At 67.4% G+C, this 25,966-nt stretch carries 22 protein-coding genes; 11 read left to right on the top strand and 11 right to left on the bottom strand.

What is annotated here, in order from left to right:
• On the bottom strand, positions 1–296 hold a 296-nt coding region (locus ITX31_RS03485; protein WP_194782384.1), incomplete at its 3' end, for a cupin domain-containing protein.
• A 63-nt stretch (positions 297–359) separates the two neighbouring features.
• Positions 360–1,997, bottom strand: a complete 1,638-nt coding sequence (locus tag ITX31_RS03490) for a PucR family transcriptional regulator (protein ID WP_194782063.1) — start codon at positions 1,995–1,997, stop codon at positions 360–362.
• Between the two features lie 146 nt (positions 1,998–2,143).
• Between ITX31_RS03490 and ITX31_RS03495 the strand changes: the two genes are divergently transcribed.
• The 6 genes from ITX31_RS03495 (at position 2,144) to ITX31_RS03520 (ending at position 10,342) form a co-directional block, all read left to right on the top strand.
• Positions 2,144–3,634, top strand: coding sequence for a CoA-acylating methylmalonate-semialdehyde dehydrogenase (locus ITX31_RS03495; protein WP_194782064.1), 1,491 nt, complete (start codon positions 2,144–2,146; stop codon positions 3,632–3,634).
• Positions 3,635–3,654: 20 nt separating this feature from the next.
• Positions 3,655–5,025: an aspartate aminotransferase family protein gene (locus ITX31_RS03500; protein ID WP_194782065.1), complete on the top strand. Its 1,371-nt coding sequence runs from the start codon at positions 3,655–3,657 to the stop codon at positions 5,023–5,025.
• A gap of 256 nt (positions 5,026–5,281) precedes the next feature.
• Complete coding sequence (locus tag ITX31_RS03505; RefSeq protein ID WP_194782066.1) at positions 5,282–6,997, top strand: amidohydrolase; 1,716 nt, start codon at positions 5,282–5,284, stop codon at positions 6,995–6,997.
• The gene (locus ITX31_RS03510) at positions 6,994–8,433 is read left to right on the top strand and encodes an NAD(P)/FAD-dependent oxidoreductase (protein ID WP_228528932.1); all 1,440 of its coding nucleotides are present in this window, start codon (positions 6,994–6,996) and stop codon (positions 8,431–8,433) included. Before ITX31_RS03505 ends, ITX31_RS03510 begins: the two co-directional genes overlap by 4 nt.
• Positions 8,430–8,795: a cupin domain-containing protein gene (locus tag ITX31_RS03515; RefSeq protein WP_194782067.1), complete on the top strand. Its 366-nt coding sequence runs from the start codon at positions 8,430–8,432 to the stop codon at positions 8,793–8,795. Before ITX31_RS03510 ends, ITX31_RS03515 begins: the two co-directional genes overlap by 4 nt.
• A 53-nt stretch (positions 8,796–8,848) precedes the next feature.
• On the top strand, positions 8,849–10,342 hold the full coding sequence (locus ITX31_RS03520) for a gamma-aminobutyraldehyde dehydrogenase (protein ID WP_194782068.1): 1,494 nt from the start codon (positions 8,849–8,851) through the stop codon (positions 10,340–10,342).
• A 7-nt stretch (positions 10,343–10,349) separates the two neighbouring features.
• Here ITX31_RS03520 and ITX31_RS03525 read toward each other — a convergent pair whose 3' ends face one another.
• From ITX31_RS03525 to ITX31_RS03535, 3 genes are all read right to left on the bottom strand, one after another.
• On the bottom strand, positions 10,350–11,312 hold the full coding sequence (locus ITX31_RS03525; RefSeq protein WP_194782069.1) for an L-lactate dehydrogenase: 963 nt from the start codon (positions 11,310–11,312) through the stop codon (positions 10,350–10,352).
• Positions 11,313–11,408: 96 nt separating this feature from the next.
• A complete protein-coding gene (locus ITX31_RS03530) occupies positions 11,409–12,089 on the bottom strand; it encodes a GntR family transcriptional regulator (RefSeq protein WP_194782070.1) in 681 nt (226 codons plus the stop codon).
• Positions 12,073–13,887, bottom strand: coding sequence for a gamma-glutamyltransferase family protein (locus ITX31_RS03535; RefSeq protein WP_194782071.1), 1,815 nt, complete (start codon positions 13,885–13,887; stop codon positions 12,073–12,075). The genes ITX31_RS03530 and ITX31_RS03535 overlap by 17 nt, the downstream gene beginning before the upstream one ends.
• Positions 13,888–14,012: 125 nt before the next feature.
• On the opposite strand from ITX31_RS03535, the gene ITX31_RS03540 reads away from it, so the two are divergent.
• A complete protein-coding gene (locus ITX31_RS03540) occupies positions 14,013–14,720 on the top strand; it encodes a YoaK family protein (protein WP_194782072.1) in 708 nt (235 codons plus the stop codon).
• 64 nt (positions 14,721–14,784) lie between these two features.
• Here the strand turns inward: ITX31_RS03540 and ITX31_RS03545 are convergent, their stop codons facing one another.
• Together ITX31_RS03545 and hpaH are read right to left on the bottom strand one after the other, a co-directional pair.
• Positions 14,785–15,603 carry an HpcH/HpaI aldolase family protein gene (locus ITX31_RS03545; protein WP_194782073.1) on the bottom strand — a complete coding sequence of 273 codons (819 nt, stop codon included), beginning with the start codon at positions 15,601–15,603 and terminating at the stop codon, positions 14,785–14,787.
• A complete protein-coding gene (gene hpaH / locus ITX31_RS03550; protein ID WP_194782386.1) occupies positions 15,588–16,373 on the bottom strand; it encodes a 2-oxo-hept-4-ene-1,7-dioate hydratase in 786 nt (261 codons plus the stop codon). Before hpaH ends, ITX31_RS03545 begins: the two co-directional genes overlap by 16 nt.
• A 124-nt stretch (positions 16,374–16,497) precedes the next feature.
• On the opposite strand from hpaH, the gene ITX31_RS03555 reads away from it, so the two are divergent.
• The 3 genes from ITX31_RS03555 to ITX31_RS03565 all read left to right on the top strand — a co-directional run bounded on the left by ITX31_RS03555 (position 16,498) and on the right by ITX31_RS03565 (position 20,095).
• Positions 16,498–17,601: an alpha/beta hydrolase gene (locus ITX31_RS03555; RefSeq protein ID WP_194782074.1), complete on the top strand. Its 1,104-nt coding sequence runs from the start codon at positions 16,498–16,500 to the stop codon at positions 17,599–17,601.
• A 40-nt stretch (positions 17,602–17,641) separates the two neighbouring features.
• On the top strand, positions 17,642–19,108 hold the full coding sequence (locus tag ITX31_RS03560) for a DUF5129 domain-containing protein (RefSeq protein WP_194782075.1): 1,467 nt from the start codon (positions 17,642–17,644) through the stop codon (positions 19,106–19,108).
• 138 nt (positions 19,109–19,246) lie between these two features.
• The gene (locus tag ITX31_RS03565; RefSeq protein ID WP_194782076.1) at positions 19,247–20,095 is read left to right on the top strand and encodes a methylenetetrahydrofolate reductase; all 849 of its coding nucleotides are present in this window, start codon (positions 19,247–19,249) and stop codon (positions 20,093–20,095) included.
• 95 nt (positions 20,096–20,190) lie between these two features.
• Here the strand turns inward: ITX31_RS03565 and ITX31_RS03570 are convergent, their stop codons facing one another.
• Positions 20,191–21,174: an ABC transporter substrate-binding protein gene (locus ITX31_RS03570; RefSeq protein ID WP_194782077.1), complete on the bottom strand. Its 984-nt coding sequence runs from the start codon at positions 21,172–21,174 to the stop codon at positions 20,191–20,193.
• 194 nt (positions 21,175–21,368) lie between these two features.
• Here ITX31_RS03570 and ligM point away from each other — a divergent pair, with 194 nt between their 5' ends.
• A complete protein-coding gene (ligM, locus tag ITX31_RS03575) occupies positions 21,369–22,778 on the top strand; it encodes a vanillate/3-O-methylgallate O-demethylase (protein WP_194782078.1) in 1,410 nt (469 codons plus the stop codon).
• A gap of 80 nt (positions 22,779–22,858) precedes the next feature.
• Here the strand turns inward: ligM and ITX31_RS03580 are convergent, their stop codons facing one another.
• From ITX31_RS03580 to ITX31_RS03590, 3 genes are read right to left on the bottom strand one after another with little or no spacing between them, the layout of a single operon-like run.
• Entirely contained in the window at positions 22,859–23,494 is a 636-nt protein-coding gene (locus ITX31_RS03580) for a LutC/YkgG family protein (protein WP_194782079.1), read from the bottom strand.
• Entirely contained in the window at positions 23,491–25,005 is a 1,515-nt protein-coding gene (locus ITX31_RS03585) for a LutB/LldF family L-lactate oxidation iron-sulfur protein (RefSeq protein ID WP_194782080.1), read from the bottom strand. The genes ITX31_RS03580 and ITX31_RS03585 overlap by 4 nt, the downstream gene beginning before the upstream one ends.
• The gene (locus ITX31_RS03590) at positions 25,002–25,802 is read right to left on the bottom strand and encodes a (Fe-S)-binding protein (RefSeq protein WP_194782081.1); all 801 of its coding nucleotides are present in this window, start codon (positions 25,800–25,802) and stop codon (positions 25,002–25,004) included. Before ITX31_RS03590 ends, ITX31_RS03585 begins: the two co-directional genes overlap by 4 nt.
• Between the last annotated feature and the right edge of the window lie 164 nt (positions 25,803–25,966).

Raw genomic sequence — 25,966 nt, forward strand, 5'->3', positions numbered from 1 at the left:
AGCTCAACCTCCACGAAGGAGAACTCAGTGTCCGTCTTGTTGATGACGTTGTGTTTGCTGCCGGCTTCGCGTGCGTAGGAATCCCCCACTACCAGGTCCCGGGTGGCCTGGCCGCCGTAGGCCGTTTCGTAGCTCATGTGCCCGGCAGCGGTGGGAACCACCACGTAGTCCAGCTCATGCCGGTGCCAGCCGGTCTGGGTACCGGGAGGGAACCGCCATTCCGTGACGCGGACCCTGTCGTTGTCGATCTGCACGGTGGCAACGGCCTGTCCATAGTCCAGCGATGATGAGTTCATGGGTTGAACCTACCGTGGCAGGATCGGCCCCTCTGACCAGACGGGAGTTTGTTACCGCACCCATCAGCCCGCAGGCGAAAGCGACTGCAGCTGGCGCAGCAGAACTGCCACGTGCAGCGAGGTCCGGGACTCCGGATCGTCCAGCGAGACCCCCAGCCGAGACTCAAGCTTCTGCAGCCGGGCGTACAGCGTTGGACGGCTGAGGTAGCCGCTGCGGGCAAGCGCCGTCTTGTTGCCCCCGCACTCCAGGAACCGGGCCAGGAGCGCGAGGTCATCCGGTGCATCAATCCCCCGCAGCTCCGCCTCCGCAAAGGAAACCGCCCGCGGGTCTTCCCGCAGCAGCGCCAGGAGCCCGCGGAGCCGGACGTCGGTGGACCGGAAATACCGGTTGGCTCCCGCGGAAAGCGTGCTCGCCGTCTGCGCGACGTGCGCTGCCTCGTCCAGGCCGGCAGCGGCATCGGACAGCCGGGACCTGGCCCGGCCCACGCCGGCGGTCCAGCGCAGTTCCCCCGCCCCGGCGGAGGTACGCGCCGCAAGGTCCCCGCAGATGCGCTCCAGCAGGCTGTCCTCCAGCATCCGGGCCGGAAGCGCGAGCAGCACCGCCACCTGCCCGGTCCGCAGTGCAGCCGCGAGCGCGCTGTTCCGGGTGGCCGCAAGCACTGACTCGAGCATCTCCAGCAGGGCGCGTTCCTTGCGCTGCATTGACATCGGATCCTTGCCGGACCCGGAGTCAAGGTGGAGCACCAGCGGCAGGTAGGCCGGTGAAGGCTTCAGTCCCAGTGCGGATGCGCGGGTGAGGGCCTCATCCTCGTCCTGGGCCCGGGCGCCCCGCAGCTCATGAATCAGCCCGGCCTGTGCCTGCTGGGCCAGGCCGGCCTGGTCCCGTTCGGCCAGGCGGTTGATGGACAGCGCCTGCCCGCCACGCTCCAGGACCATGGAGGCCTCGGCGGCAGCGGCCGGACCCACCGGGACGCCGGGCAGCACCAGCCTGCCCCACTGAGCGCTGCCCAGCCCCACCGGTGTCTGCAGCCAGCGCTCGTCACCGGCCACCTTCGTCTCCGGGTAGGCGTGTACGGCCCGCGAGCGCCGCTGCCAGTCCCGCAGGAGTTCCTGGGCCGGCCAGCCGGCGGCGGCGAACGCCACTACCAGGTGCGAACTGTCCTCCAGTACCACCGGCGCTCCCAGCAGCTCAGCGGTGCGGTCCACAATCTCCTGCACGTCGGCGCTCTCTAGGCTCAGCATGGTGAAGACTTCATGCACCTGGCGGGCTTTTTCAACCTGCTCAAGCTGGCCGGCAACAATCCTGCGGTGCACCACCTCGGTGACCTCCACGAACCGCACGGTCCGGTGCAGGCGGACCACCGGCAGCCCGCGCCCGGCGGCAGAACTCACCGCCCGTGCCCCGGCGGCCAGTGCCTCCGCAGCCCTCGGCCGTTCCGCTGGAATCTCGACGACGACGCCGGCCACTCCCGCGGCCTGGAGCCCCGCGAGGTACTCCGCAGCCTGGTCCGCCGACTCTCCGAAGGCCAGACCGGTGGTCAGCACCAGCTCCCCGCCTTCGAGGAGATCTGCCAGGCTGAACAGCTCGGCCACGTGCACCCAGCGGACCGGCACATCCAGGATGTCCCTTCCCGCGAGGACTTCCGGTTCCCCGGCCCGGACCACGTCGAGGTCCAGGACGGTGCTCAGCTGCAGGCTCATGCTGGGAGTCTAGGCAGGACCCGCACAATCCGCCCGACGAAGTGTAAAGATTTCCGAATATTTCCTGACACCATGGCAATGTCCGCCATACGGCAGCTGCGGCTTAGATGGTGTCCAGCCCACCTTCTACGCCCCAAGGAGCAAACGTGCAGACCACGCAGCACTGGATCAACGGCGCCTTCACGGCACCGGCAGACACCCGCCTCGCCGACGTCACCAACCCGGCCACCGGCAAGACCACCTCCCAGGTAGCCCTGGCCAGCGAGGAAACCGTCAACGACGCCGTTGCAGCGGCCGCTGCCGCCTTCCCGGCCTGGCGCGACACATCCCTGGCCCGCCGGGTGCAGATCCTGTTCAACTTCCGCGAGCTGCTCAACGCCCGCAAGCCGGAGCTGGCCGCCATCATCACCGCGGAGCACGGCAAGGTCCTCGACGACGCACTCGGCGAAATCAGCCGCGGCCAGGAAGTGGTCGAATTCGCCTGCGGCATCCCCCACCTGCTCAAGGGCGGCTTCACGGAGAACGCCTCCACCAAGGTTGACGTCCACTCCATCCGCCAGCCGGTTGGGCCCGCAGCCATCATCAGCCCGTTCAACTTCCCGGCCATGGTTCCCATGTGGTTCTTCCCGGTGGCCATCGCCACCGGCAATACCGTTGTGGTCAAGCCCAGCGAGAAGGACCCGACGGCCGTCAACTGGATCGCCGAGCTGTGGAAGGAAGCCGGCCTGCCGGACGGCGTCTTCAATGTGGTGCACGGCGACAAGGTTGCCGTGGACACCCTGCTGCACCATCCGGACATCAAGTCCGTCTCCTTCGTGGGCTCCACCCCGATCGCGCAGTACGTCTACCGTGAAGGCACGGCCAGCGGCAAGCGCGTCCAGGCCCTGGGCGGCGCCAAGAACCACATGATCGTCCTGCCCGATGCCGACCTGGACCTGGCAGCCGATGCCGCTGTCAACGCCGGCTTCGGTTCCGCCGGGGAGCGCTGCATGGCCATCTCCGCGCTCGTCGCCGTCGGGCCCGTGGGTGACGAACTGGTTGCCAAGATCGCCGAGCGCACCCGCACGCTGCGCATTGGCGACGGCCTGCGCGGCACCGACATGGGCCCGCTGGTCACCTCCGCCCACCGGGACAAGGTTGCAGGCTACATCGACGCCGGCGAAGCCGCCGGAGCCACCGTTGTCCTGGACGGACGCAAGGTGGAAGCCGACGCGGACGGTGAAGGCTTCTTCCTGGGCCCGACCCTCTTCGACCACGTCACCCCTGAGATGTCCATCTACACCGATGAAATCTTCGGTCCCGTGCTCTCCGTGGTCCGCGCGGACAGCTATGACGAGGCACTCGCCCTCATCAACGCCAACCAGTACGGCAACGGCACCGCGATCTTCACCAACGACGGCGGTGCCGCCCGCCGTTTCCAGAACGAAGTCCAGGTGGGCATGGTGGGCATCAACGTGCCGATCCCCGTTCCCATGGCCTACTACTCCTTCGGCGGCTGGAAGAACTCGCTCTTCGGCGATTCCCACGCCCACGGCACCGAGGGCGTGCACTTCTTCACCCGCGGCAAGGTTGTCACCACCCGCTGGCTCGACCCGAGCCACGGTGGCCTGAACCTCGGCTTCCCGCAGAACGCCTAGGCACACGGAAGGATTTCAGAATGAGCACAACCGCCGAAACGGCAGTCACCGAAGAGGAACTGGCCGCAGGACGCCGCGCCCATGAGCTGGACCGCAAGCACGTGTTTCACTCCTGGTCCGCCCAGAAGCAGATCAACCCGATGACCATCACCCGGGCCGAAGGGTCCTACGTCTGGGACGGCGAGGGCCGCAAGCTGCTGGACTTCTCCTCCCAGCTGGTCAACACCAACATTGGCCACCAGCACCCCAAGGTAGTAGCGGCCATCCAGGAACAGGCCGGCAAGCTCTGCACCATTGCTCCGCAGTACGTCAACGATGCCCGGTCCGAAGCGGCGCGCCTGGTCTCCGAGCTGACCCCGGGGAACCTGGACACGGTGTTCTTCACCAACGGCGGCGCCGACGCCATTGAGCACGCCATTCGCATGGCCCGCCTGCACACGGGACGCTACAAGGTCCTGTCCGCGTACCGTTCCTACCACGGCGGCACCGCACTGGCCGTGAACGTGACGGGCGACCCGCGCCGGATTCCCAATGACTACGGCACCTCCGGAACCGTGCACTTCCATATTCCGTTCCTGTACCGCAGCCAGTTCCACGCCGCCACGCAGGAAGAAGAGGTCCAGCGGGCACTGGACCACCTGGAGCAGCTCATCCTCCTGGAAGGTCCCGGTGCCTTCGCCGCCCTGGTCCTTGAGTCGATTCCGGGAACCGCCGGGATCATGGTTCCCCCGCCCGGCTACCTGGCCGGAGTCCGGGAGCTGACCCGCAAGTACGGAATCGTGTTCATTGCCGACGAGGTCATGGCCGGTTTCGGCCGGTCCGGCAAGTGGTTCGCCGTAGAGCACGCCGACGGCGTGGAACCTGACCTGCTCACCTTCGCCAAGGGCGTGAACTCGGGCTACGTCCCGCTGGGCGGCGTGGCAATCTCCGACGAGATCGCCGGCACCTTTGCCAACTCGCCCTACCCGGGCGGCCTGACGTACTCCGGCCATCCGCTGGCCTGTGCGGCTGCCGTAGCCACCATCAATGCCATGCGCGAAGAAGGCATGGTGGAACACGCCGCGAACCTCGGTGAAACGGTCTTCGGACCGGCCCTGGCCGAACTCGCGCAGAAGCACCCTTCTGTGGGCGAAGTCCGCGGAACGGGCGCGTTCTGGGCCATTGAGTTCGTCCAAAACCGCGAAACCCGTGAACCGCTGGCCCCGTACGGCGGGTCCAGCCCGGCGATGAACGAACTCATTGCCGGCTGCAAGGAACGCGGACTCCTGCCGTTCGCCAATTTCAACCGCATCCATGTGGTGCCGCCGCTGAATATCACCGAGGAGGACGCCCGCACCGGCCTGGGCATCCTCGATGAAGTCATGGCGATTGCGGACGGTTACACCGAGTAATCCGGTACGCGGCATGTGTCCAGCGGCGGGATCATTCCGGATCCCGCCGCTGGACTCGCGCATGCAAAGACAGAATGAACGCCCCAACTACGCAGGCTTTCCGCGAGATTGCCGCCGTTGACAAGCCTGCAGGGCTCCCGTTTGATAAGAGCAGCCGTTGCTTATGAATGGCATTCATTTAAATGCCGGATCCGGCAAAGTGCTGGCTGCTGAACCCAATATCGACTGAAAGCATTCGAAGCGAAGCGAGGTTTTTGTGCCACAGTTCGAATGGATTTTCCATTCCGGGGCGGTCTTCGACGGCCACCGCCTGGTCCCCGGGGCCAGCGCCGTGGCCGTGTCCGGCGGCGTCGTCTCAGCAGTCGGAACAGACGCAGGGCTCAAAGCCCAGGCCGGCCCTGCGACCCGGACGGTGGACCTGGCCGGAAGGCTGATCACCCCGGGGTTCACCGATGCCCACATCCACGCTGCCTACGCCGGCGTGGAACGCCTGGGCTGCGACCTCGCTGAACTTAGCGGCGCACAGGCCTGCCTGGACCGCATCGCCGAGCACGCGGGACAGCCGGCCGGACCGGAGAACCCCGCCGGCTGGGTCACCGGCGGCGGCTGGTACAAAGGTGATTTTCCCGGCGGCTACCCGGACCGGCACGCGCTCGACGCCGTCGCACCCCACCGCCCGGTATACCTGATCAACCGGGACCACCACAGTGCCTGGGTAAACACCCTCGCCCTGGAGCTGGCCGGCATTGACGCTTCCACACCGGATCCCGCGGACGGGCGCATAGAGCGCGATGCGGACGGCTTCCCCTCCGGCACCCTGCACGAGGGCGCCATGGACCTGGTGGCCCGGGTGCTGCCGCCGGTGACGGACGAGTTGCTCGCGGCCGGAATCCGCCACGCCCAGGAACACCTCTTCTCGGCGGGCGTGACCGGCTGGCAGGAGGCCATTCTTGGCAGCTACGGCGGCTACCCTGATGCCTCCGCCGCGTACCGGTCCCTCGCCGCGGACGGAACGCTGAAGGCCCGCGCGGCCGGGGCGCTGTGGGTGCCGCGGGACACCACCGTGGATTCGGTTCCGGCCCTGGTGGAGTCTTTCGTGGAACGCCGGGAAGCAAACGCTGCAGCGGGTTTCCGGACCACCAGCGCGAAAATCATGGTGGACGGAGTTCCGGAAAACTACACCGCTGCCATGCTGGACCCCTACCTGCGCCCCTGCGCCTGCGCCGGCGACGCCCCGGCGGATGAACGGGGCCTGCTCTATCTCTCGCCCGAGGTCCTCACCGCTGTGTCCATCGCCCTGGACGCTGCCGGGTTCGACCTCCATTTGCACGTGATTGGGGACCGCGCGGTCCGTACCGGGCTCGACGCCGTTGCTGCCGCCCGCGCCGCCAACCCGGGCTCCGCCGGACGGCATCACATGGCGCACCTGCAGGTCATCCACCCCCGGGACGTTGGCCGGTTCGCCGAACTGGACGTAACTGTCAACGCCCAGGCGCTGTGGGCCTGCAACGATGACCAGATGACGGAGCTGACACTTCCCCTGCTCGGCGAGGAACGTTCGGGCTGGCAGTATCCTTTCGCCAGCCTCGAAGCTGCCGGTGCCAGGCTGGCGATGGGATCCGACTGGCCCGTGTCCAGCCCCGATCCATGGCAGGCGATCCATGTGGCCGTCAACCGTACCCACCCGGACTATCCCGATGCACCGCCGCTGGTCCCGGACCAGGCACTTGCCCTCACCAGCGCCCTCGCTGCCTACACCTCCGGCTCGGCCTGGCTCAACCGGTCCCGCGGCGGGACCCTGGCCCCGGGCACACCGGCGGACCTCGCCGTACACTCCGCCAATCCCTTCGACCTGGACCCCTCAGGCCTGTCCTCGCTGCAGAGCGACATGGTCCTGGTGGGCGGCGAACCCGTCTATATCCGTTCCACTGCCGATTCCGGCGAAGCATTACTCCAAAGGACCGCACCATGATGACCGTTTACGACCTCGCCGAGAACCAGTACGGCAAGCCGCGCGCCGCGAAGGCCCTCGCCGGAGCTGCCCGCGAGCCGTACTGGCTGGACGACCCGGAGCGGCCGGATGCCCTGCCCGCCCTGGAGATCGACACGGAGACGGACCTCGCCGTCGTCGGCGGCGGGTACACGGGCCTGTGGACGGCGCTGATGGCCAAGGAACGCGATCCCGGCCGCCGCGTGGTGCTGCTGGAGGCCTCCCGCATCGCCTGGGCGGCCTCCGGCCGCAACGGTGGTTTCTGCGAGGCGTCGCTGACCCACGGTGAGTCGAACGGGTTGAAGCATCTCCCGGACGAGGCCGAGCAGCTGGACCGGCTGGGCCGGGAAAACCTGCGCGAAATGGCCGAAACCATCCAGCGCTACGGCATCGACTGCGGCTTTGAACTCACCGGAAGCCTGTCCGTGGCCACCGAAGCCCACCAGGTCCGGTGGCTGGAGGAAGAAGCAGACGCGGACAATCCTGACCTGGTGTTCCTGGACCGGGACGAGGTGCGCAAGGAAGTTGCTTCCCCGCTCTACCTCGCCGGCCTCTGGGACCGCACCAGTACGGCGCTGCTCAACCCGGCCCGGCTCGCCTGGGGGCTGCAGCGGGCAGCCCTGGAAGCCGGCGTCGAAATCTACGAGGACTCTCCGGTGCGGGACCTCAGGAACGCGGGCGGAAAGGTCCGGGTACTGACCGACGGCGGGACCGTCACCGCTGCCCGGGTTGCCCTGGCCACCAACGTGTTTCCGTCCCTGCTCAGGCGCACCCGGCTGTTCACTGTCCCGGTCTACGACTATGCGCTGATGACCGAGCCCCTTTCCGCAGACCAGCTCGCAGCCATTGGCTGGCACAACCGCCAGGGCCTGAGCGACCTCAACAACCGGTTCCACTATTACCGGCTCACCACGGACCGCGACGGCGCGGCCCGCATCCTGTTCGGCGGCTACGACGCCGTGTACAACTACGGCCGCCGCATGAAGCCGGAGTATGAGCACCGGCAGGAAACCTACGAGCGGCTCGCGTCCCATTTCGCCGCCACCTTCCCCCAGCTCGCCGACGTGGGCTTCAGCCACGCCTGGGGCGGGGCGATCGATACCTGCAGCCGGTTCTTCGCCTTTTTCACCACCGCGTTCGGCGGAAAAGTCGCCTACTCCGCCGGTTACACCGGCCTCGGAGTGGGTGCAACGCGCTTCGGTGCCAACGTTCTGCTGGACCTGCTCTCCGGCGAGAAAACCGAACGAACGGAACTGCAGATGGTCAGACGCAAACCGCTCCCGTTCCCTCCCGAACCGGTGGCCTGGCTGGGCGTCAAGATCACCACCGCGGCCATGGTCCGGGCCGACCGCCGGCAGGGCCGCCGCGGCCCGTGGCTGAAGGTTATGGACGCAGTCGGGATGGGGTTCGACTCATGACCACCACCTTGCTGCCCGCCGGCGTGCCCGTGCAGCCCGAGGCCCTGGACCTGGTCCGCGAACCCGTCCCCGCCGAGGCTGTTGCCTCCGGAACCCCTGCCACCGCGGTCCACCCGCTGGGGAACTTCGGCGGAGTGGACCTGGGCGTCTGGGAGATGACCGAAGGCGGCATGTACGACACCGAAGCCGACGAGGTCTTCCTGGTGCTCTCCGGCGCCGCGGCCGTCGATTTCCTGGCCGAAGACGGCACGGTCGCCTCCACCGCCGCGCTGGGTCCGCACACCCTGATGCGGCTGGCCGCCGGAACCCGAACCCGCTGGACGGTCACCGAAACCCTTCGCAAGGTCTATCTGACCAGTTAGCGTCCGGAACCCCGGCCGCGACCAGTAACCCCAACACCTTCACGGAGTAAGACATGCACCAGTTTTCCGACGGACACCTCTTCATCAACGGCAGCTACCGGCAGGGCCGCGGAGAGGAGGCCAAGCGCATCAACCCGGCCACCGGGAACGCAGACGAGACCCTGCGCTACGCGGACGCAGCAGATGTAGACGACGCCGTTGCTGCTGCCAAGGCGGCGTTCGCCGGCTGGTCCCGCCGCACGCCCGGAGAGCGGTCCGAGGCAATGCTGGCGCTGGCCGCGGAGCTGGAGAAGCGCTCCGCGGAGCTGGCTGAACTGGAGACCGCGCAGACCGGCAAGTCCATCCGCATGTCCACCGAATTCGATGTGCCCGGAACCGTGGACAACGTGTCCTTCTTCGCTGGCGCGGCGCGCCAGCTGCACGGCCTCGCCGCGGGCGAGTACGGTGCCGGGGGCACGTCCATGATCCGCCGGGAGCCCATCGGCGTGATCGGATCCATCTCGCCGTGGAACTACCCGCTGCAGATGGCGGGGTGGAAGATCCTGCCCGCGATCGCCGCCGGCAACACCATCGTGCTCAAGCCCAGTGAGCTCACCCCCGGCACGTCCCTGATCTTCGCCGAGGCTGCCGCGGCGGCGGGAATTCCCGACGGCGTGATCAACGTGGTCACCGGTTCCGGCCCGGTGGCCGGCGAAGCCCTGGTAACCCACCCGGATGTTGTGATGACCTCGTTCACCGGTTCCACCGCCGTCGGCCGGAAGATCATGGCGATGGCGGCGCAGACCGGCAAGCGGGTGCACCTGGAGCTCGGCGGCAAGGCGCCGTTCCTGGTGTTCGACGACGCCGACGTCGAGGCCGCAGCCCACGGCGCCGTCGCCGGGTCCATCATCAACGGCGGGCAGGACTGCACCGCCGCTACCCGCGCCTACGTCCAGGCCCCGCTGTTCGACGCGTTCACTGCCCGGGTGGCCGAACTGATGGACGCCGTTGTGGTGGGCGACCCGACAGATCCGGACACCGACCTCGGTTCCCTGATCAGCCACGCCCACCGGGACAAGGTGGCCGGGTTCGTGGACCGGGCCCGCGAAGCCGGTGCCCGGATCATGGCGGGCGGCGTCGCCCCCGGAGGCGACCTCGCCGCGGGCGCCTACTACCGCCCCACCCTCGTTACCGGCGCGGCGCAGGACTCCGAGATTGTGCAGGACGAGATCTTCGGCCCGGTGCTCACCGTCCTGCCGTTCGGCTCCGATGACGAGGGTATTGCCCTGGCCAATGACACCCCCTACGGGCTGGCGGCCTCCGCCTGGACCCGGGACCTGAACCGGTCCCTGCGCGCCAGCGGGGAAATCGCCGCCGGCTGCGTGTGGGTGAACGACCACATTCCGATCGTGTCCGAAATGCCGCACGGCGGCTACAAGGCCTCCGGGTTCGGCAAGGACATGTCCGTGTACTCCTTCGAGGAATACACCAACGTCAAGCACGTGATGATGAGCCGCGACGCTGCCGCCCACAAGGAATGGCAGGACACGGTCTTCAGGGAGCGCTGACTGTCGCCTAGATTCCCAGCGAGGCGAGGTTCTGCTTCAGGGTCTCCGCGGAGTCCTGCAGCAGCTGCTCCTCCTGCTCGTCCAGCGGCATTTCCAGCATCTTGTACACGCCGCCGGACCCCACGATCGAGGGTAGGGACAGGGCGACGCCGGAGATCCCGTGCACGCCGCGCAGCAGCGCCGAGACCGGCAGGACGGCATTCTCGGCCTGGAAGACCGCCTCGACGATCCGTACTCCGGCCAGGCCGATCGCGTAGTTTGTTGCTCCCTTGCCTTCGATCACCTTGTAGGCCGCGTTGACGACGTCGTCCGTAATGGACGCCAGCACCTCGTCGGTAAAGACCTGCCGACCGCTGATGGTCCATTCGCGGATGGGGACGGGCCCAATGGTGGCACTGGACCAGACCGGGAATTCGCTGTCCCCGTGCTCGCCGATGATGGTGGCATGCACGCTGGTCATCAGCACGTGTGCCTGCCGGGCCACCAGCAGGCGCAGCCTCGAGGTGTCCAGCACCGTGCCGGAAGAGAAGATCCGGTTTGGCGGCAGGCCGGTGATCTTCTGCGCCGCGACCGTCAGCACATCGCACGGGTTAGTCACGAGGATGTAGACGGCCTCCGGTGCCTGCTCCATCAGGGCCGGCATCAGGGTCTCCATGATCCGGACGTTGGCGGCCGCCAGGTCCAGCCTGCTCTGCCCCGGCTTCTGCCGCGCCCCGGCGGTCACGACGATGACGTCCGACCCCGCCAGCGCTTCGATCCTGCCGCCGCCGGCCACGGTATTGGCGCCGGTGAACTGGGTTCCGTGGGAAAGGTCCAGCGCCTCCGCCTCGGCACGGGTCGCATCGATGTCATAGATGACGATTTCCCGGGCCGCCTCCCGGATCAGGGCAGCGTACGCGAGCGCGGTGCCCACGCTTCCCGCCCCGACAATTCCAAGTTTGGTGACTGGTCTGGTGGTGATGTTGGCCATGGCCCTGCGCCCCGCTCACGATAGGAGGATCCCCCTTTATGGCACTATAGGGTCGACTCCCCCGGCGGCGGAACGGCTTTCGGCACGGGCAGCGCCTCAGTTCGGGAAACGGCTCAGGAAGGACTGCTTTGACTGCTGGATGTGGGCACGCATCAGCGCCTCCGCCTCGGCAGCGCTGCCGGCGTCCACGGCCGCCAGGATGGGGCGGTGTTCGGACCATGAGTCCCGTCCGCGGAACCCGACGTCCGACGCGTAGAGCCACTCAATCTTTCCGGCCAGCTGGGCCAGCAGAGCCTGCAGGGACGCGCTGCCCGCCAGTTCGGCGATGCCCCGGTGGAAGTCAAGGTTCAGTTCCGGCAGGGCGTCCAGCCGGCCGTCTGCCGCGGCGGCATCCCCGGCAGCCAGGATTTCCCCGAGCCGGCGGCGAACCGCCCACCAGTCCGGATCCGGGGAACCCGCAGCTGCCTGCCGGGCAGCACGCTCCGCGGCCCGCCGCGCCGTCGCGCCTTCCACCGCTTCCCGGACCTCGAACAGGTCCCCGGCTTCTCCCGGGTCCAGCCGGGCAACACGGGACCCGGCGTAGGGCCGGGATTCAACGAACCCTTCTGCGGCGAGTGTCCGCAGCGCTTCGCGCACCGGAACCCGGGAGGATCCGTAGCGCGCGGCCAGGGCTGCCTCGGTGATCTTGGCCCCCGGTGCCAGTTCGCCGCGGATGATGTCTTGCCGGATCCGGTCCCGGATACCCGGCTCGCCGGGAAGCTCAGCGGCCCGCGGCATAGCCCTGCGCCCCGCGCGGATTGGCGGCCGCCATCAGCACGCCGGTCCGCGGATCACGCACGACGGCGGAAAGCCGGCCGAGTGCCCAGTCCCCGGCCCGGGTGATGACGTGTCCGCGGTCTGCCAGGGCCTCGATGACCCCATTCCCCAGCCGGTCTTCCACCACCGCGCCGCCCGGCGTCCAGGTCCGCGGCCAGAACGAGCCGGGCAGGGAGGTGGTATGGAAGGCCGGCGCGTCGATGGCCTGCTGCGGCGTGTACCCGCCCACGATCGTGCGCAGCAGGTACAGCAGCTGCCACTGGTCCTGCTGGTCTCCCCCGGGTGAGCCGAGGGCGGCAACCGGCTTTCCGTCCTTCAGGACGAGGGTGGGCGTCAGCGTGGTCCGCGGCCGTTTTCCCGCCCGCAGGGTCGAGGGCGCTCCTTCTTCCAGCCAGGTCATCTGCAGGCGCGTGCCCAAACAGAACCCAAGTTCCGGAACCGCGGGCGAGGACTGCAGCCACCCGCCGGACGGGGTGACCGAGACCATGTTGCCCCAGCGGTCAACCACGTCCACGTGGCAGGTGTCCCCGCGGGTTTCCCCGGTGGGAGAGACTGTCGGTTCGCCGGTTCCGTCACCGCCCGCTGCGGCGTCGCCCGCCAGTGCCGGCGGGACGTACCCGGTGCGCAGCGGCGGCAGGAACGGAGAGCGGCCGGGAACCTGTCCGGGACGGAATTCACGCGAGGCCTGAGGGGTGATCGCTTCGCGGCGCTGCGCTGCGTACTCTTCGCTGAGCAGGTAGTCCAGCGGGACGTGACTGTCCCCGTAGTAGGCCTCCCGGTCCGCGATGGCGAGTTTCTGCGCCTCCAGGATCGTGTGCGCTCCCAGCTCGGTGGAGGGGTCAAGGTATTCATCGGCGAACCCGTCCAGGATCGCCAGTGTCTGCAGCAGAGCCGGCCCCTGGCCCCAGGCGCCGGTCTTGGCGATGGTGTAGCCGCGGAACTCGAACGTGACCGCCGGCTCGTATCCGGCTTCGGACGCCGCGAAATCGGATGCCGTGATCACCCCGGCGTGGTCTGTTCCGGAGGAATGCCGGTGCGGTTTGGCGGCGAACCCTGCGGCAGCCTGCGCCACGAATCCGGTGCTCCACTCCCGGCGTGCGGCATCAATGCGCTCCTCGCGGGTGCCCGCACCGGCTCCGGCTTCGGCGAGCCGGTCAAGCACCTCGGCGTAGGCCGGGTTGGTAACCAGCTCCCCTTCTTCCGGCGGCCGGCCTTCGGGCATCCACAGTTGGGCGGAGGTGGGCCAGTGTTCCTGGAACAGCTTGGACACCTGCCCGATGGTGCGCCCCACCTGGGCCAGCACCGGGTGCCCGTCCCGGGCGTAGCCGGCGGCGTAGGCCAGCACATCCGCCAGCTCCCAGGTTCCGTGATCCCGGATCAGCAGCAGCCAGGCATCCACGGCGGCCGGAACAGCGGCCGCCAGCGCGCCGGACCCGGGAACCAGTTCCAGGCCCTCGGCCAGGAAGTGCTCCCGGGTCGCTGCTGCCGGAGCGCTTCCCTGTCCCATCAGGACCACCGGCTCGGACGGGTTGTCCGCGGTGGCAAAGACTCCGGTGAGGTCGCCGCCGGGACCATTCAGGTGCGGCTCCACAACGTGCAGGACAAAGCCGGCTGCCGCGGCGGCGTCGAACGCGTTTCCGCCGCGTTCAAGAACGGACTGCGCGGCGGCGGTGGCGAGCCAGTGGGTGGAAGCGCTCATCCCGAAGGTTCCCTGCAGGGTGGGCCGGGTGGTGAAGGTGCCGGGTTCGGTGAAGGACATGGTTTCGCTTTCGTAGGTTACGGCGGCGGCTGGAGTGCGGCGAATTGACTGAAGATTGAATACAAAACCCACATGTCAGTCGGTTTCGTATACATTAGGCGGCGTTACTGCGGAAAGGGAAGTTCATGAAACGCCTGAATGCCGTGCCTACCGAGCGGGTTCACTTATGGTTGATGCTGGCGCTGACGTTTTCCACCGGGGTGATCGACGCCGTCGGCTACCTCGGCCTGGACAACGTCTTCACCGGGAACATGACCGGCAACGTGGTGCTTCTTGGCATGGCCTTTGCCGGCGGCGCAGACCTGCCGGTGCTCCGGCCGGCCCTGGCCCTGGTGTTCTTTATGCTTGGGGCTGCACTGGCCGGGCGGATGCTGCGCAAGGGGCCCGAAGGATGGTCAGGCCGCGTTTCCGGGGCACTGATGGTCGTGGCCGGAGGGATTACCGCACTCGCCGTGTTCACCGCGGTGGTGGACGTGCAGGCGAACGATGCCCTCGGCAGCATCACCACCTCCTCCATGGCCACGCTGATGGGCGTCCAGGCAGCCACTGCCAAACGGCTGAAGGTCGCTGAGGTGACCACCGTCGTCGTTACCTCCACGATTACCGGCCTGGCCTCCGAATCGCGGCTGGCCGGCGGGGACGGCAAGTTCTGGGCGCGGCGGGCGCTGGCGATCGCACTGATCCTGGCCGGCGCCGTAGCCGGTGCGGCGGCCCTGAACGTGGGGCTGTGGCTGGGCCTGGCTCTGTCCGCCCTCCTCTCGACTTCGGTGGCCGTGTTCGGCTACGTCCGCCACCACCGCGAGCTGCGCGCCCTCCCCCAACCATCCAGATGACAGAAACTGCTCGACAGAGGGGCCTGACGAGCAGTTGCTGCAATCTCGATGAGGGCGGGAGGGGCTAGTAGCTGGCGGGAGCGGAATCGGATCCGGCGGAATCCTGCGGCACGTATGTAGCCGCGAGCGCCTCCGACGCGCGGGCCAGCAGTGCCACGTCCGCGCCCACGGCGATGAAGTCCGCTCCGGCGTCAAGGTAGCGCCGGGCCGTGGCCTCCACGAAGGCGTTCACACCCACGGGAACGCCGAGTTCCCTCGCGGTGCGGACACAGTGCTCGACGGCGGCAACGACGTCCGGGTGGTCCTGCCGGCCCAGATGCCCCATGGACGCCGCTAGGTCCGAGGGGCCGATGAAGATGCCGTCCACGCCGTCGGTCCCGGCGATCTGCGCCACATTGGCAACGGCTTCGGCGGTCTCAACCTGCACCAGCAGGGTGATGGTCTCCTCGGCACGGTCCAGGTAGCCCTCAATCCGGTTCCAGCGCGCTCCGCGGGCGAGCGCGCTGCCCACGCCGCGGACGCCGCGCGGCGGGTACCGGACCGCGGCAACGGCCTGTTCCGCCTGCTCCGCGTTATCCACCATGGGAACGATCAGGTTCTGGGCCCCGAGGTCCAGATACTGCTTGATCAGCACCGTGTCGTTGGACGGCACCCGCACCACGGGGAATACCGGGTAACCGGCCATCACCTGCAGCTGGATACTGATGGACTCCAGCGAATTGATGCTGTGTTCGCCGTCAACCAGCACCCAGTCGAAGCCTGATCCGGCGCAGATCTCCGCGAGCAGCGGGTTGCCGGTGCAGGCCCACATCCCCGCCTGGGCGCGCCGGCCGCTGCCCAGGACGGTCTTGAACGAGGGGGCAGGTTCTACTCGAAACGGCATGTCACCGACCCCAGCTGTCCGTAGTCTGCGTGGACGGTGTCCCCCTTATGGACCCACATCGGGCGGGTGAAGGAACCGGCCAGGATGATCTCACCGGCGCCAAGGCTCGCTCCGTGGGCCGCGATCTTGTTCGCCAGCCAGTAGACACCGGCGGCCGGGTGGTTCAGCACGCCGGCGGCCACACCGGTTTCCTCGATGGTCTGGTTCTTGTACAGCAGGGCGGAGATCCAGCGGAGGTCGACGTCGTCCACCTTCACCGGGCGTCCGCCCACCACCATGGCCCCCATCGCTGCGTTGTCCGCGATGGTGTCCACAATGGTGCGGCCTTCCATCTCGATCCGGGAGTCGAGGATTTCCAGGGCCGGAACCACATACTCCGTGGCATCCAAGACGTCGAAAATCGAGCAGTTCGGTCCGGAGAGGGGCTTGCCCAGCACGAAGGCCAGCTCCACTTCGATGCGCGGATGCGTGTACGCGTCCCACTGAACCGTGCAGCCGTTTTCCAGGACCATGTTGTCGAAGATGACGCCGTAGTCGGGCTCCGTGATTCCGGTAGCGTCCTGCATGGCCTTCGACGTCAGGCCAATCTTGCGGCCTGCCAGCTTTCGGCCCTGCTCCTGCATCCGGCGGCTCCACAGTTCCTGGACGGCGTAGGAGTCCTCCACCGTCATCTCCGGATACCGGGCCGTGAGCCGGGGCACCGGCGTGCGGCTGGCGCCCGCGGCCACCAGCTCATCGGCGATCTTTTCTATGGTCTGTTTCTCGAGCACGCTCACTGCACCACTTTCGAAGGAACACTGGTCCGATCCATACGGCTGAAAAGGATTGTATATGATCCAGGACACATTTCAGCTGAAACAGACCCGCTGCGCACCGCTACATTACGCTGAGGAGATGCCTGCTCCCCGCTTCCATCGCCTGCTGCCCGTGACCGCGGCGGCGGCCGCAGCAGGGGCCGTGGCCGCCTGCCTGCTCACGCCCCGGCCGGCAGCATTGCTGATCCGGGCGGTCTTTCACCGCGGCGCACAGGAGCTGGTCCGCCAGATGCGCCCGTACGCGCCAGCCGTGAGCGAGCACCGCGGCCTGGCTTATACGTCCGACGGCGGGACCCGCCGGCTGGACCTCTTCCTGCCTGCCGGGCACTCTGCCCGTACCGGCAAGAAAGTGCCCGTGATTCTCTGGGTGCACGGAGGGGCCTGGATTTCCGGTACACGCCACGATGTTGCCCCCTACCTGCGGATGCTGGCGGCCCGCGGGTACGCCGCCGTAGGAGTGGACTATTCGGTGGCTCCGGGAAGCAGGTACCCCCGGGCACTGCGGGACGTGGACGACGCGGCGTCGTTCCTGCAGGAGGCGGCCTCACGTTACGGCCTGGACATGGACCAGGTGATCCTGGCCGGAGACTCCGCCGGTGCACAGCTGGCCGCCCAGCTTGCCGCCGCGGTGGCCTCCCCCGGGTACGCCGCCGCGCTGGGCTTCTCACCGGCCCTGTCCCGGCAGCAGCTCCGCGCAGCCGTCCTGCACTGCGGCGTCTACGACCTGCGGGCCATGGGCCGGCTGACCGGTGTCCCGGGCTGGGGGTTCCGGACGGCGCTCTGGGCGTACATCGGCAAGCGGCGGTTCAGCGGCAGCGCCGCAGCCGAGCAGATGTCCGTCATTTCCCACGCCTCGCCCGCGTTTCCGCCCACGTATATCAGCGGCGGGAACGGAGACGGCCTGACTCTGCAGCAGTCGATGCCCTTTGCGGACCGGCTGCAGGACCTGGGCGTGCCCGTCACCAGGAAGTTCTGGCCGGCAGCGCTCTCTCCCGCACTGCCGCACGAAGCGCAGTTCCAGTTTTCCCGCCCCGAGGCACGGGCCGTCGTCGACGAGACGGCCGCCTTCCTCGCCGCAGTCCTGTCCGGCCGGGACGCGGCTCCGGCAAAGATCCCGGCAGGCATACCGGAAGCACCAGCCGTTGCCGGCAGCCTCCGTTCCGCCGCCAAGCAGCCCGCCTAACCGAACCGCCCGCCTATCCGAACCACACAAGGATTAGCCCATGCGCCGAATTCTGCTGACTCTCCTGACCGCCCTGCTGGCGGTAGCCGCACCGGCATCGGCGGCCATCGCCGTCGAACCCGTGGACATTGTGGTGGATGACAACGCCGGGGTCCTCGACCGGAACACGCTGCTGCCGGCGCTGGAACAGATCCAGTTCCGCGACCCCACCACCGTGGCCATCTACACCTACCGCGGCAATCCCGATTTTGAGTACGCCGACGATGACACCGTGATGAACGAAGAGACACTCCGCTACGCGCGGGCTGAGCACCCGGAGTGGATCAGTGCCGACGGACAGAAGTGGGCGGACGGCCTGTTCCTGTTCACGCTGGACCCGGACGGCCGCTGGATAGGCACCTATTTCGGGGAGGACCGGAAAGTGGACAGCTCCCAGGCGCAGCAGATCAGGGATGAAGCAGCGGAGCTGTTCAGGGACGCGCAATGGACAGACGGCACAATCGCCGCGGTGGAAGAGGCAGCCAAACTGATCAACCGGCCCTGGTACCTGGACCCGTTTGCCTGGTTCCTGGGCGGAGCCGCACTGCTGCTGGCGGGCGGCACCTGGGTGGCAGTGGTCCTGGTTCGGCGCAGCCGGCTAAAGACCAACCGAGCGCTTATTGCCGCAGGCGAGAAGTCCTATGCCAGTGTCAGCATGGATCTGGACGCTACTGAGCTGAACGCCCACACCATTCCCGACACCTCGCGGTACGGCGCAAAGGTGCTGGAAGAGCACCGCACGTTCCGCGCCCGCTACAACCGGGCCACAGAGCTGGGCAACACCGTGCGTGCTTTCACCGACAAGGACCTCAAACGGGCCAGGGCACGCAAGCCGGCGGAGGAGTTCGCCGAACTGTCCGCAGCGCTGGACGGCATTGACGACGTCATAGCGGACACCAACACACTGCTGAACATGGGTCCGGGCTGGCAGGCGGCCTGGGACCGCCAGTCCGGGCCGCTGCTGGAGGAACTGGACAAGCTTGAAGACCTGTTCGAAAAGGACAAGACCGCCGGTACGGCAACTGCGGCAGCGTTGCTCGCTTTCCGAACGGAATGCCGACGCCGGATGCAGGCGGCCGCTGCCGGCCTCGCGGATGGAAGCATGTCCCCGGAATCAGGACTCGACGTCATCCATGACTGCGGCCGGGAGCTCGCCGCACTCCTGAAGAACCACTCGGAAACCGTCATTGAGAAGGCCGCGAAGAACAGTGCCGAGAAGAAGATGATGCGGGAGGCACTGGAGGATCAGCGCACCCGCACCCCCAGATACCGGAACGGCTACCGCCCGGGCATCCTGGACACCGCCTACCCGAAATACTTTTGGAGCGTGGCGTCCTTCAACGCCGGGGTGCAGACCGGAACCAGCAAGATCGAGTCAGCCCGGAGCTCCGCTTCCTCGGGCTCGTCCTCCGGCTACGGTGCAAGCGGCGGCAGCTTCAGCGGTTCGGGCAGCTCCTCCCGGTTCTAGGTCTCGTCTCCCGCCAGGCCTCCGGGCCGGGCTCCCGTCCGGTCTCCGGGCCGGGCACGGAACCCAGTGCCCGGGCGCCTGCCCGGGACGTTAAACCGACCGTGGACACCGGACCGCCCGCTGGCTAGGGTGTTCGGCATGAACCCCGTGGACCCTGCCTCTTCGCTGCTGGCTGACTTCTCGCTCGAAATGACCGGAAAGGACGTCCCCGCCCTCACCGAAGCGCAGGACGTCCTGCCCTCCGGCACCCGCATCAATGTGACGTTCCTGGGCAATGAGGACCTGCCCATGCGCCTGGCCGCCGCCTCGGCGGTCAAGGCCGGCGGGCATGTGCCGGTGCCGCACATCTCCGCACGGCGGCTGGGATCTGCGGCAGAGCTGGAGAAGTTCCTCGGTGCCTTGTCCGAGGCCGGGGTCGTGGAGAACGTCTTTGTGGTGGCCGGGGATCCGGCGGAGCCTATGGGACCGTATGAGGATTCGCTGGCCGTCATCGCGTCCGGACTGCCGGCGGCGCACGGCGCCCGTCACATCAGCGTCTCCGGCTACCCCGAAGGCCATCCGGACATTGATGACCAAACCCTGTGGTCCGCCCTGGAGCAGAAGCTCGCAGCCGTCCGGGACCAGGGACTGGAGGCATCGATCATCACCCAGTTCGGCTTCGACACCGCCCCCGTGCTGGCGTGGCTGGAAGAACTGCGCAGCCGGGGCATCGACGTCCCGGTCCGGATCGGCGTTCCGGGGCCTGCCGGCGTCAAACGGCTGCTGGGCTACGCCCGGCGGTTCGGCGTCGGGACCTCCGCGTCCATCGCGCACAAGTACGGTTTCTCCCTGACGAACCTGCTCGGCACCGCAGGCCCGGACCGTTTCCTGAACCAGCTCTCTGCCGAGCATGATCCGGCCCGGCACGGCGTGGTGAAGCTGCACTTCTACACCTTTGGCGGCCTGCGCCCCACAGCCGAGTGGGTGCGCAGCTTCCGCGGCTACTAGGGACGCGAAAACGCTCCGCTTTGTGCTGTTCGCTCCGCCGCGGGGCGGAGCGTCAGGCACAAAGCGGAGCGTTGCTGCGAGACCTGTGGCCGGACTTAGTCCTGCGGCAGGAGCTCGTCCATGGCAGGCAGTTCCTCCACCAGGCCGCGGTCCTGGGAAATTCGGGCCACTTCCTCGACCGACGCGCGGTTCACCTCGGTGCCGTACCGCGGAAGGGTCAGCTGCTCGATGACCGCGGGTTCAAGCGAGGTGTACGCGGGCAGCACGGCCCGGACCTTGTCCGGGTTCTGCTCCGCGAACTCCTGCGAGGCGTTCATCGCCCGGGCAAACTTCTCCACGATTTCCGGGTTCTCCTGGACGTACTGGTCCGAGGTGAAGTAGACGGCCACCGTCAGGTCATCCACCGGCTCGGCGTAGTTGGAGAACACCGGCACGGCGCCGTCGGCCCCGGCAATGGTGACGAAGGGCTCGACGGCGGCGATCGCGTCCACGGTACCGGCCGCCAGCTGCCCGGACAGCTCCGGGAACGGAATCTCGACGAACTCGATGCTCTCGTACTCCCCGCCGGCCTGCTTTACTGCTTCCGAGATGGTGGAGTCGGAGATGTTGTTCAGCGTATTCACTCCGATTTTCTTGCCGGCCAGGTCCGTGACCGTCTCGATCCCTGAGTCCGGGAGCGTCATGACGGACGCGAAATCCGCGTCCGTGTCGCCCGTGGAGCTGCCTCCGGGGGCGACCATCGTCACCGGCAGTCCCTTGGACCGGCCAACGATCATGGACGTGATGTTGGAGAAACCGAAGTCCATCTGTCCGGCTGTCACGGCCGGAACAATCGCGGCCCCGCCCTGGGCCAGGGTGAGCGTGACGTCCAGGCCTTCCTCTTCGAAGAGCCCTTCCTGCACACCCAGGTAGATGGGTGCGACGTCGACGATGGGAATGACGCCCACCTCGATGGGAGTGAGTCCCTCCGCTCCCCCGGACGCCGATGCCGATTCCTCGCCCGAAGTCAGCGACCCCGATCCGCAGGCCGTCAGGCCGAGCAGCGCCGCCGTTGCCGCTGCCGCCAGCAGTTTCCTCATGGTGTGCCTCCTCGTTCGGGTACGGCCGTGCCGCACCGCGGGTGTGATGCAGCCCACACTATCTATCCAGATAGGCATTCACCAGACATTTCTTTGTGTTCCCGCAGACCCTCGACTTACCTATGTCGATAGATATAAAGTCGGCGGCACCGGCGTGCGGCCGGTCCCCCGTCCGACAGAAACAGAGGTTCACTGTGGCACCAAAGAATCTGCAGGAAGTCCTGGATGCGTCCGGGTCTGTGGTCGATCTGCTCCGCAACTCGCAGATCGGCGCGTACATCTACCCCGTCGTCGCCCCTGAATTCACGAACTGGCGCAGCGAGCAGCGCGCCTGGCGGGAAACCGCCGTGCTCTTCGACCAGTCGCACCACATGGACAATGTGTTCATCAAGGGCCCCGACGCCTTGAAACTCATTTCCGACACCGCCATCAACTCCGTGGCCAGCTTCCCGGTGAACAAGGCGAAGCAGTACGTGCCGACGACGCCGTCCGGCCACGTGATCGGCGACGGCATCCTCTTCCATCAGGACGAGGACGAGTACGTCTACGTGGGCCGCGCCCCCGCCGCCAACTGGCTGCTGTTCCACGCGGAGACCAGCGGCTACAACCTGGAGATCGAGGTGGACCGCCGCTCGTTGTCGCGCCCCATGGGCAAGCCGGTGAGCAGGCGCTACTGGCGGTTCCAGGTCCAGGGACCCAGCGCCTGGGACATCATCGAGAAGGCCAACGGCGGCCCGCTGGAACAGCTCAAGTTCTTCAACATGGACACCATGAACATTGCCGGCGAGCAGGTGCGCACGCTGCGGCACGGCATGGCCGGCGCGCCCGGGCTCGAAATCTGGGGCGACTACGCCTCCTATGACAAAGTCCGCGATGCCCTGATGGAAGCCGGCGCCGAGTTTGGCATGGCTGCCGTGGGTGCCCGCGCCTATCCCTCCAACACGCTCGAATCCGGCTGGATTCCCTCCCCGCTGCCGGCCATCTACACCGACGAGCGGTTGCGCCCGTACCGTGAATGGCTCGGAGCAGACAGCTATGAAGCGACCAACGCCGTCGCCGGCAGCTTCGTCTCCGACAACATCGAGGACTACTACCTGACCCCGTGGGAGCTGGGCTACGGTTCCTTCGTGAAGTTCGACCATGACTTCATTGGCCGGGAGGCGCTCGAAGCCATGAACCCGGCAGCGCAGCGGCGCAAGGTCACCCTCGCGTGGAACCCGGAGGACCTGGGCAGGATCTTCACCTCGCAGCTGGACACCGAGCAGACGCCGTACAAGTATTTCGACCTGCCGCTGGCCAACTACGGCTCCTCGAATTACGACTCGGTGATCGACGCCGACGGCAACGTAGTGGGCGTGTCGATGTTCACCGGCTACTCCGCCAACGAACGCCGCGGACTCTCACTGGCAACGGTGAACCCGGACGTCCCCGAAGGCAGCGAGCTGCGCGTGGTCTGGGGCGAGCCCGACGGCGGCACGGCCAAGACCACCGTTGAACCGCACCGCCAGCTTGAGGTGCGCGCGGTGGTCAGCCCGGTTCCGTATTCAGAGACCGTGCGGAAGGAGTACAAGGGCGGCTGGCGCACCGGCTACACGGAAGCCTGAGCGCGCAGAACCGAGAAGGAGGCCGGACCCGGCGGGCCCGGCCTCCTTCGGTAGACCCGTGCAGGTTCAGCGCGAACCGGCTAGCTGCGGACGATAATCACGTCCAGGGTGCGGGGACCGTGCACGCCCTCGACCCGTTCAAGCTCGATGTCGCTCGTGGCACTCGGACCGCTGATCCAGGTCAGCGGCCGGGTGCCGTCCAGGCGCCGCAGCGCTTCCGGCAGGATCATGGTGATGTCAGCGGCCCGCACCACGCACACGTGGTGGTCCGGAATCAGGGAGATGGCACGCCGGCCCACGCCTTCGCTGCCGTCCAGGATGATGGTTCCGGTCTCGGCCACCGAGACGGCGCTGACGGTCACCACAGCGGATGTACCGTCCAGTTCGGTGACGGTCAGCGGTTCGGTGCGGGAGTCGCTGCGGCGCCGGCCCGGCTGGGCCGCATCGGCGTCAGCGAACCAGGCTTCCTCGATCCCTGCCGGCACCACATAGCTGGCAGCACCGTCGAGCAGTTCCGCAATGCGGGGTCCGACGCCGGACTCCTCCACCACGGTGACGCCCGCCTTGTAGTCTTCCAGCCGGTCCACCAGCACGCTGATGCGTTCGTCTTCCGGAGCGTCGACGGCGGTGCGGTAGGTGCGGGGCACCTCGGGGACAGCCGGGGCGTCCTTCAGGGCACCGCGCAGGCGTTCCAGGATTTCTTCGCGTGCGCTCATGCCTTCTTCTCCCCCTGGGCCGGTTCCGCGGCCGCCCGGCCGCCCTCATGTTCCCTGGCCCACCAGTCCCGGAAAGACTGGGCGGGCGGCGCCGGAATGTCCCGGCTATGGGTCCAGCCGGCGGCGATGCCGGGGAGCTTGGTGATTTTGCGCTTCCGTCCGGCCGCCAGCCTGCCCAGCGGCAGGCCCTTTTCCAGCAGGCCGAGGTTCCGGCCGCGGGAGAACGCCCAGGAGGCGCCCTTCATCATCAGGTCCATCTGGGTGGGAACCTTCTTGGCGCGCTTGCTCTCCACGTCCACGGAGCGCAGGTGAACGAGGATTTCCGGAATGTTGATCTTCACCGGGCAGGCGTCGTAGCAGGCGCCGCAAAGGGACGAGGCGTAGGGCAGCGAGCTGTTTTCCTCGCTCTGGATGCCGGTCATCATCGGGGAGAGGATGGCTCCGATTGGCCCCGGGTAGGTGGAGCCGTAGGCGTGGCCGCCGGTGCGCTCGTAGACCGGGCAGACGTTCATGCAGGCGCTGCAGCGGATGCAATGCAGCGCGGAACGGCCCATTTCATCCGCCAGCGCGGCGCTGCGGCCGTTGTCCACCAGGACCAAGTGAACGTTCTGCGGCCCGTCTCCTTCGGTGACGCCGGTCCACAGCGAGGTGTACGGGTTCATCCGTTCCCCCGTGGAGGACCGCGGCAGCAGCTGCATGAAGACTTCGAGGTCGCTCCAGGCCGGCAGCAGCTTCTCCACGCCCATCACCGTGATCAGGGTTTCCGGCAGGGTCAGGCACATGCGGCCGTTGCCCTCGGATTCGACTACGGCAAGGGTGCCGGACTCGGCAATGGCGAAGTTGGCGCCGGAGATGGCGACCTTTGAGGACAGGAACTTGCGCCTCAGGTGGGAGCGGGCGGCTTCGGCCAGTTTTGCCGGCTCGTTGGTGAGGTCAGGATCCACGCCGGGCATCTCGCGCAGGAAGATATCCCGCACCTGGGTGCGGTTCTTGTGGATCGCGGGCACCAGGATGTGGCTTGGCTTGTCATGGTCCAGCTGGACGATCAGTTCCGCGAGGTCCGTCTCGAAGGCGGCGATGCCCTGCTCTTCGAGGTATTCATTCAGGCCGATTTCCTGCGTGGCCATGGACTTCACCTTGACCACCTCGTCCACGCCCTCGGCACGGATCAGGTCAGCGACAATTCCGTTGGCCTCGCCAGCGTCGCGGGCCCAGTGGATGATGCCGCCGCGGGCGGTGAAGTTCTTCTCGAACTCCTCCAGCAGTTCCGGCAGCCGCGCCATGACGGATTCCTTGACGGCACTGCCGGCACTGCGCAGGTCCTCCCAGTCCGCGAGTTCGCCGACCACGCGCAGCCGCTTGTCGCGGATGGTGTGCGTGGCGTGTTCGAGGTTGGCGCGGAGCTGGGTGTTGCCCAGTTCCCTGCGGGCAGCCGCGGGGAAGGAGTCGACGGCGTTGAGGTTGCCCTTGCCGTAGACCGGCAGGGTCGGCATGCCAAGGTAGGTGCTCATCGGACGGCCTTTCCGCTGACCAGGACGTCGCCGGTGATGGAAACGGGGTTTTCCCGGGTGCTGGCCAGGATCTCTGCAAAGTGCAGGGTGGAGACGTCGCTGCCCTCGCGGGACAGCCCGCCGCCGATGTGCAGCAGGCAGGAGGCATCGCCGCCGGAGCACAGCGAGGCGCCGGTGGCTTTGATGTTGGCTGCTTTGTCCTCGAGCATCGCGGAGGAGACGTCGGCGTTCTTCAGGGAGAAGGTTCCGCCGAATCCGCAGCACTGGTCTGCCTGCGGCAGTTCGGCAACCTCGATGCCGCCCACGCTTTGCAGCAGGTTCAGCTGCCGGTCGCCCAGCCGCAGCAGGCGCATGCCGTGGCAGCTGGGGTGGTAGGTGATCTTGTGCGGGAACCAGGAGCCAAGCTGCTCTGCGGCATTGGTGATGCCCATGACGTCCGTCAGCAGTTCGGAGAGTTCGTAGGTGCGGGCGCCTACGGCCTCGGCCCGGGCTTCCAGGTCCTTGTCCCCGGCGGAGCGGGCAACCATTGGGTGCTGATGCTTCACCGAGCCGACGCAGGAACCCGACGGCGCAACCGCGACGTCGTAGTCAGCGGCGGTGAATGCCTCAACGTGGTTGCGGACTACGGGCACCGCCTCGGGCAGGTAACCGGAATTGACGTGCATCTGGCCGCAGCAGGCCTGGCCGGAGGGGAACACCACTTCGTGTCCCAGCCGCTCCAGGATCTCTACGGTGGCGCGCGCCGTCCGCGGATACATCGCATCCACGATGCAGGTGGCAAATAGTGCAATTCTCATGGGTGCCTCTCAACGGGGATGCCCCGAAGCTCGTGTGGTCAGACCATAGTAGGCACGTTGCCTGCGACACACCAAAGCATCCGGAGCAGGTGGCCATGATCACATGCGCCGCAGGAGTGCGCTAGAGTTCCTTGGTCTGACCATTGTGGTCTGACCAACTTCCA

Origin of the sequence: Arthrobacter gandavensis (assembly GCF_015355785.1) — a bacterium.
GTDB lineage: Bacteria > Actinomycetota > Actinomycetes > Actinomycetales > Micrococcaceae > Arthrobacter_B > Arthrobacter_B gandavensis_A.

Bases quoted from the DNA above. Each gene is read 5' to 3' on its own strand.
- ITX31_RS03490 (WP_194782063.1), bottom strand. From the start codon at position 1,997: ATGAGCCTGCAGCTGAGCACCGTCCTGGACCTCGACGTGGTCCGGGCC.
- ITX31_RS03500 (WP_194782065.1), top strand. From the start codon at position 3,655: ATGAGCACAACCGCCGAAACGGCAGTCACCGAAGAGGAACTGGCCGCA.
- ITX31_RS03510 (WP_228528932.1), top strand. From the start codon at position 6,994: ATGATGACCGTTTACGACCTCGCCGAGAACCAGTACGGCAAGCCGCGC.
- ITX31_RS03515 (WP_194782067.1), top strand. From the start codon at position 8,430: ATGACCACCACCTTGCTGCCCGCCGGCGTGCCCGTGCAGCCCGAGGCC.
- ITX31_RS03520 (WP_194782068.1), top strand. From the start codon at position 8,849: ATGCACCAGTTTTCCGACGGACACCTCTTCATCAACGGCAGCTACCGG.
- ITX31_RS03525 (WP_194782069.1), bottom strand. From the start codon at position 11,312: ATGGCCAACATCACCACCAGACCAGTCACCAAACTTGGAATTGTCGGG.
- ITX31_RS03530 (WP_194782070.1), bottom strand. From the start codon at position 12,089: ATGCCGCGGGCCGCTGAGCTTCCCGGCGAGCCGGGTATCCGGGACCGG.
- ITX31_RS03535 (WP_194782071.1), bottom strand. From the start codon at position 13,887: ATGTCCTTCACCGAACCCGGCACCTTCACCACCCGGCCCACCCTGCAG.
- ITX31_RS03540 (WP_194782072.1), top strand. From the start codon at position 14,013: ATGAAACGCCTGAATGCCGTGCCTACCGAGCGGGTTCACTTATGGTTG.
- ITX31_RS03545 (WP_194782073.1), bottom strand. From the start codon at position 15,603: ATGCCGTTTCGAGTAGAACCTGCCCCCTCGTTCAAGACCGTCCTGGGC.
- ITX31_RS03555 (WP_194782074.1), top strand. From the start codon at position 16,498: ATGCCTGCTCCCCGCTTCCATCGCCTGCTGCCCGTGACCGCGGCGGCG.
- ITX31_RS03560 (WP_194782075.1), top strand. From the start codon at position 17,642: ATGCGCCGAATTCTGCTGACTCTCCTGACCGCCCTGCTGGCGGTAGCC.
- ITX31_RS03565 (WP_194782076.1), top strand. From the start codon at position 19,247: ATGAACCCCGTGGACCCTGCCTCTTCGCTGCTGGCTGACTTCTCGCTC.
- ITX31_RS03570 (WP_194782077.1), bottom strand. From the start codon at position 21,174: ATGAGGAAACTGCTGGCGGCAGCGGCAACGGCGGCGCTGCTCGGCCTG.
- ITX31_RS03580 (WP_194782079.1), bottom strand. From the start codon at position 23,494: ATGAGCGCACGCGAAGAAATCCTGGAACGCCTGCGCGGTGCCCTGAAG.
- ITX31_RS03585 (WP_194782080.1), bottom strand. From the start codon at position 25,005: ATGAGCACCTACCTTGGCATGCCGACCCTGCCGGTCTACGGCAAGGGC.
- ITX31_RS03590 (WP_194782081.1), bottom strand. From the start codon at position 25,802: ATGAGAATTGCACTATTTGCCACCTGCATCGTGGATGCGATGTATCCG.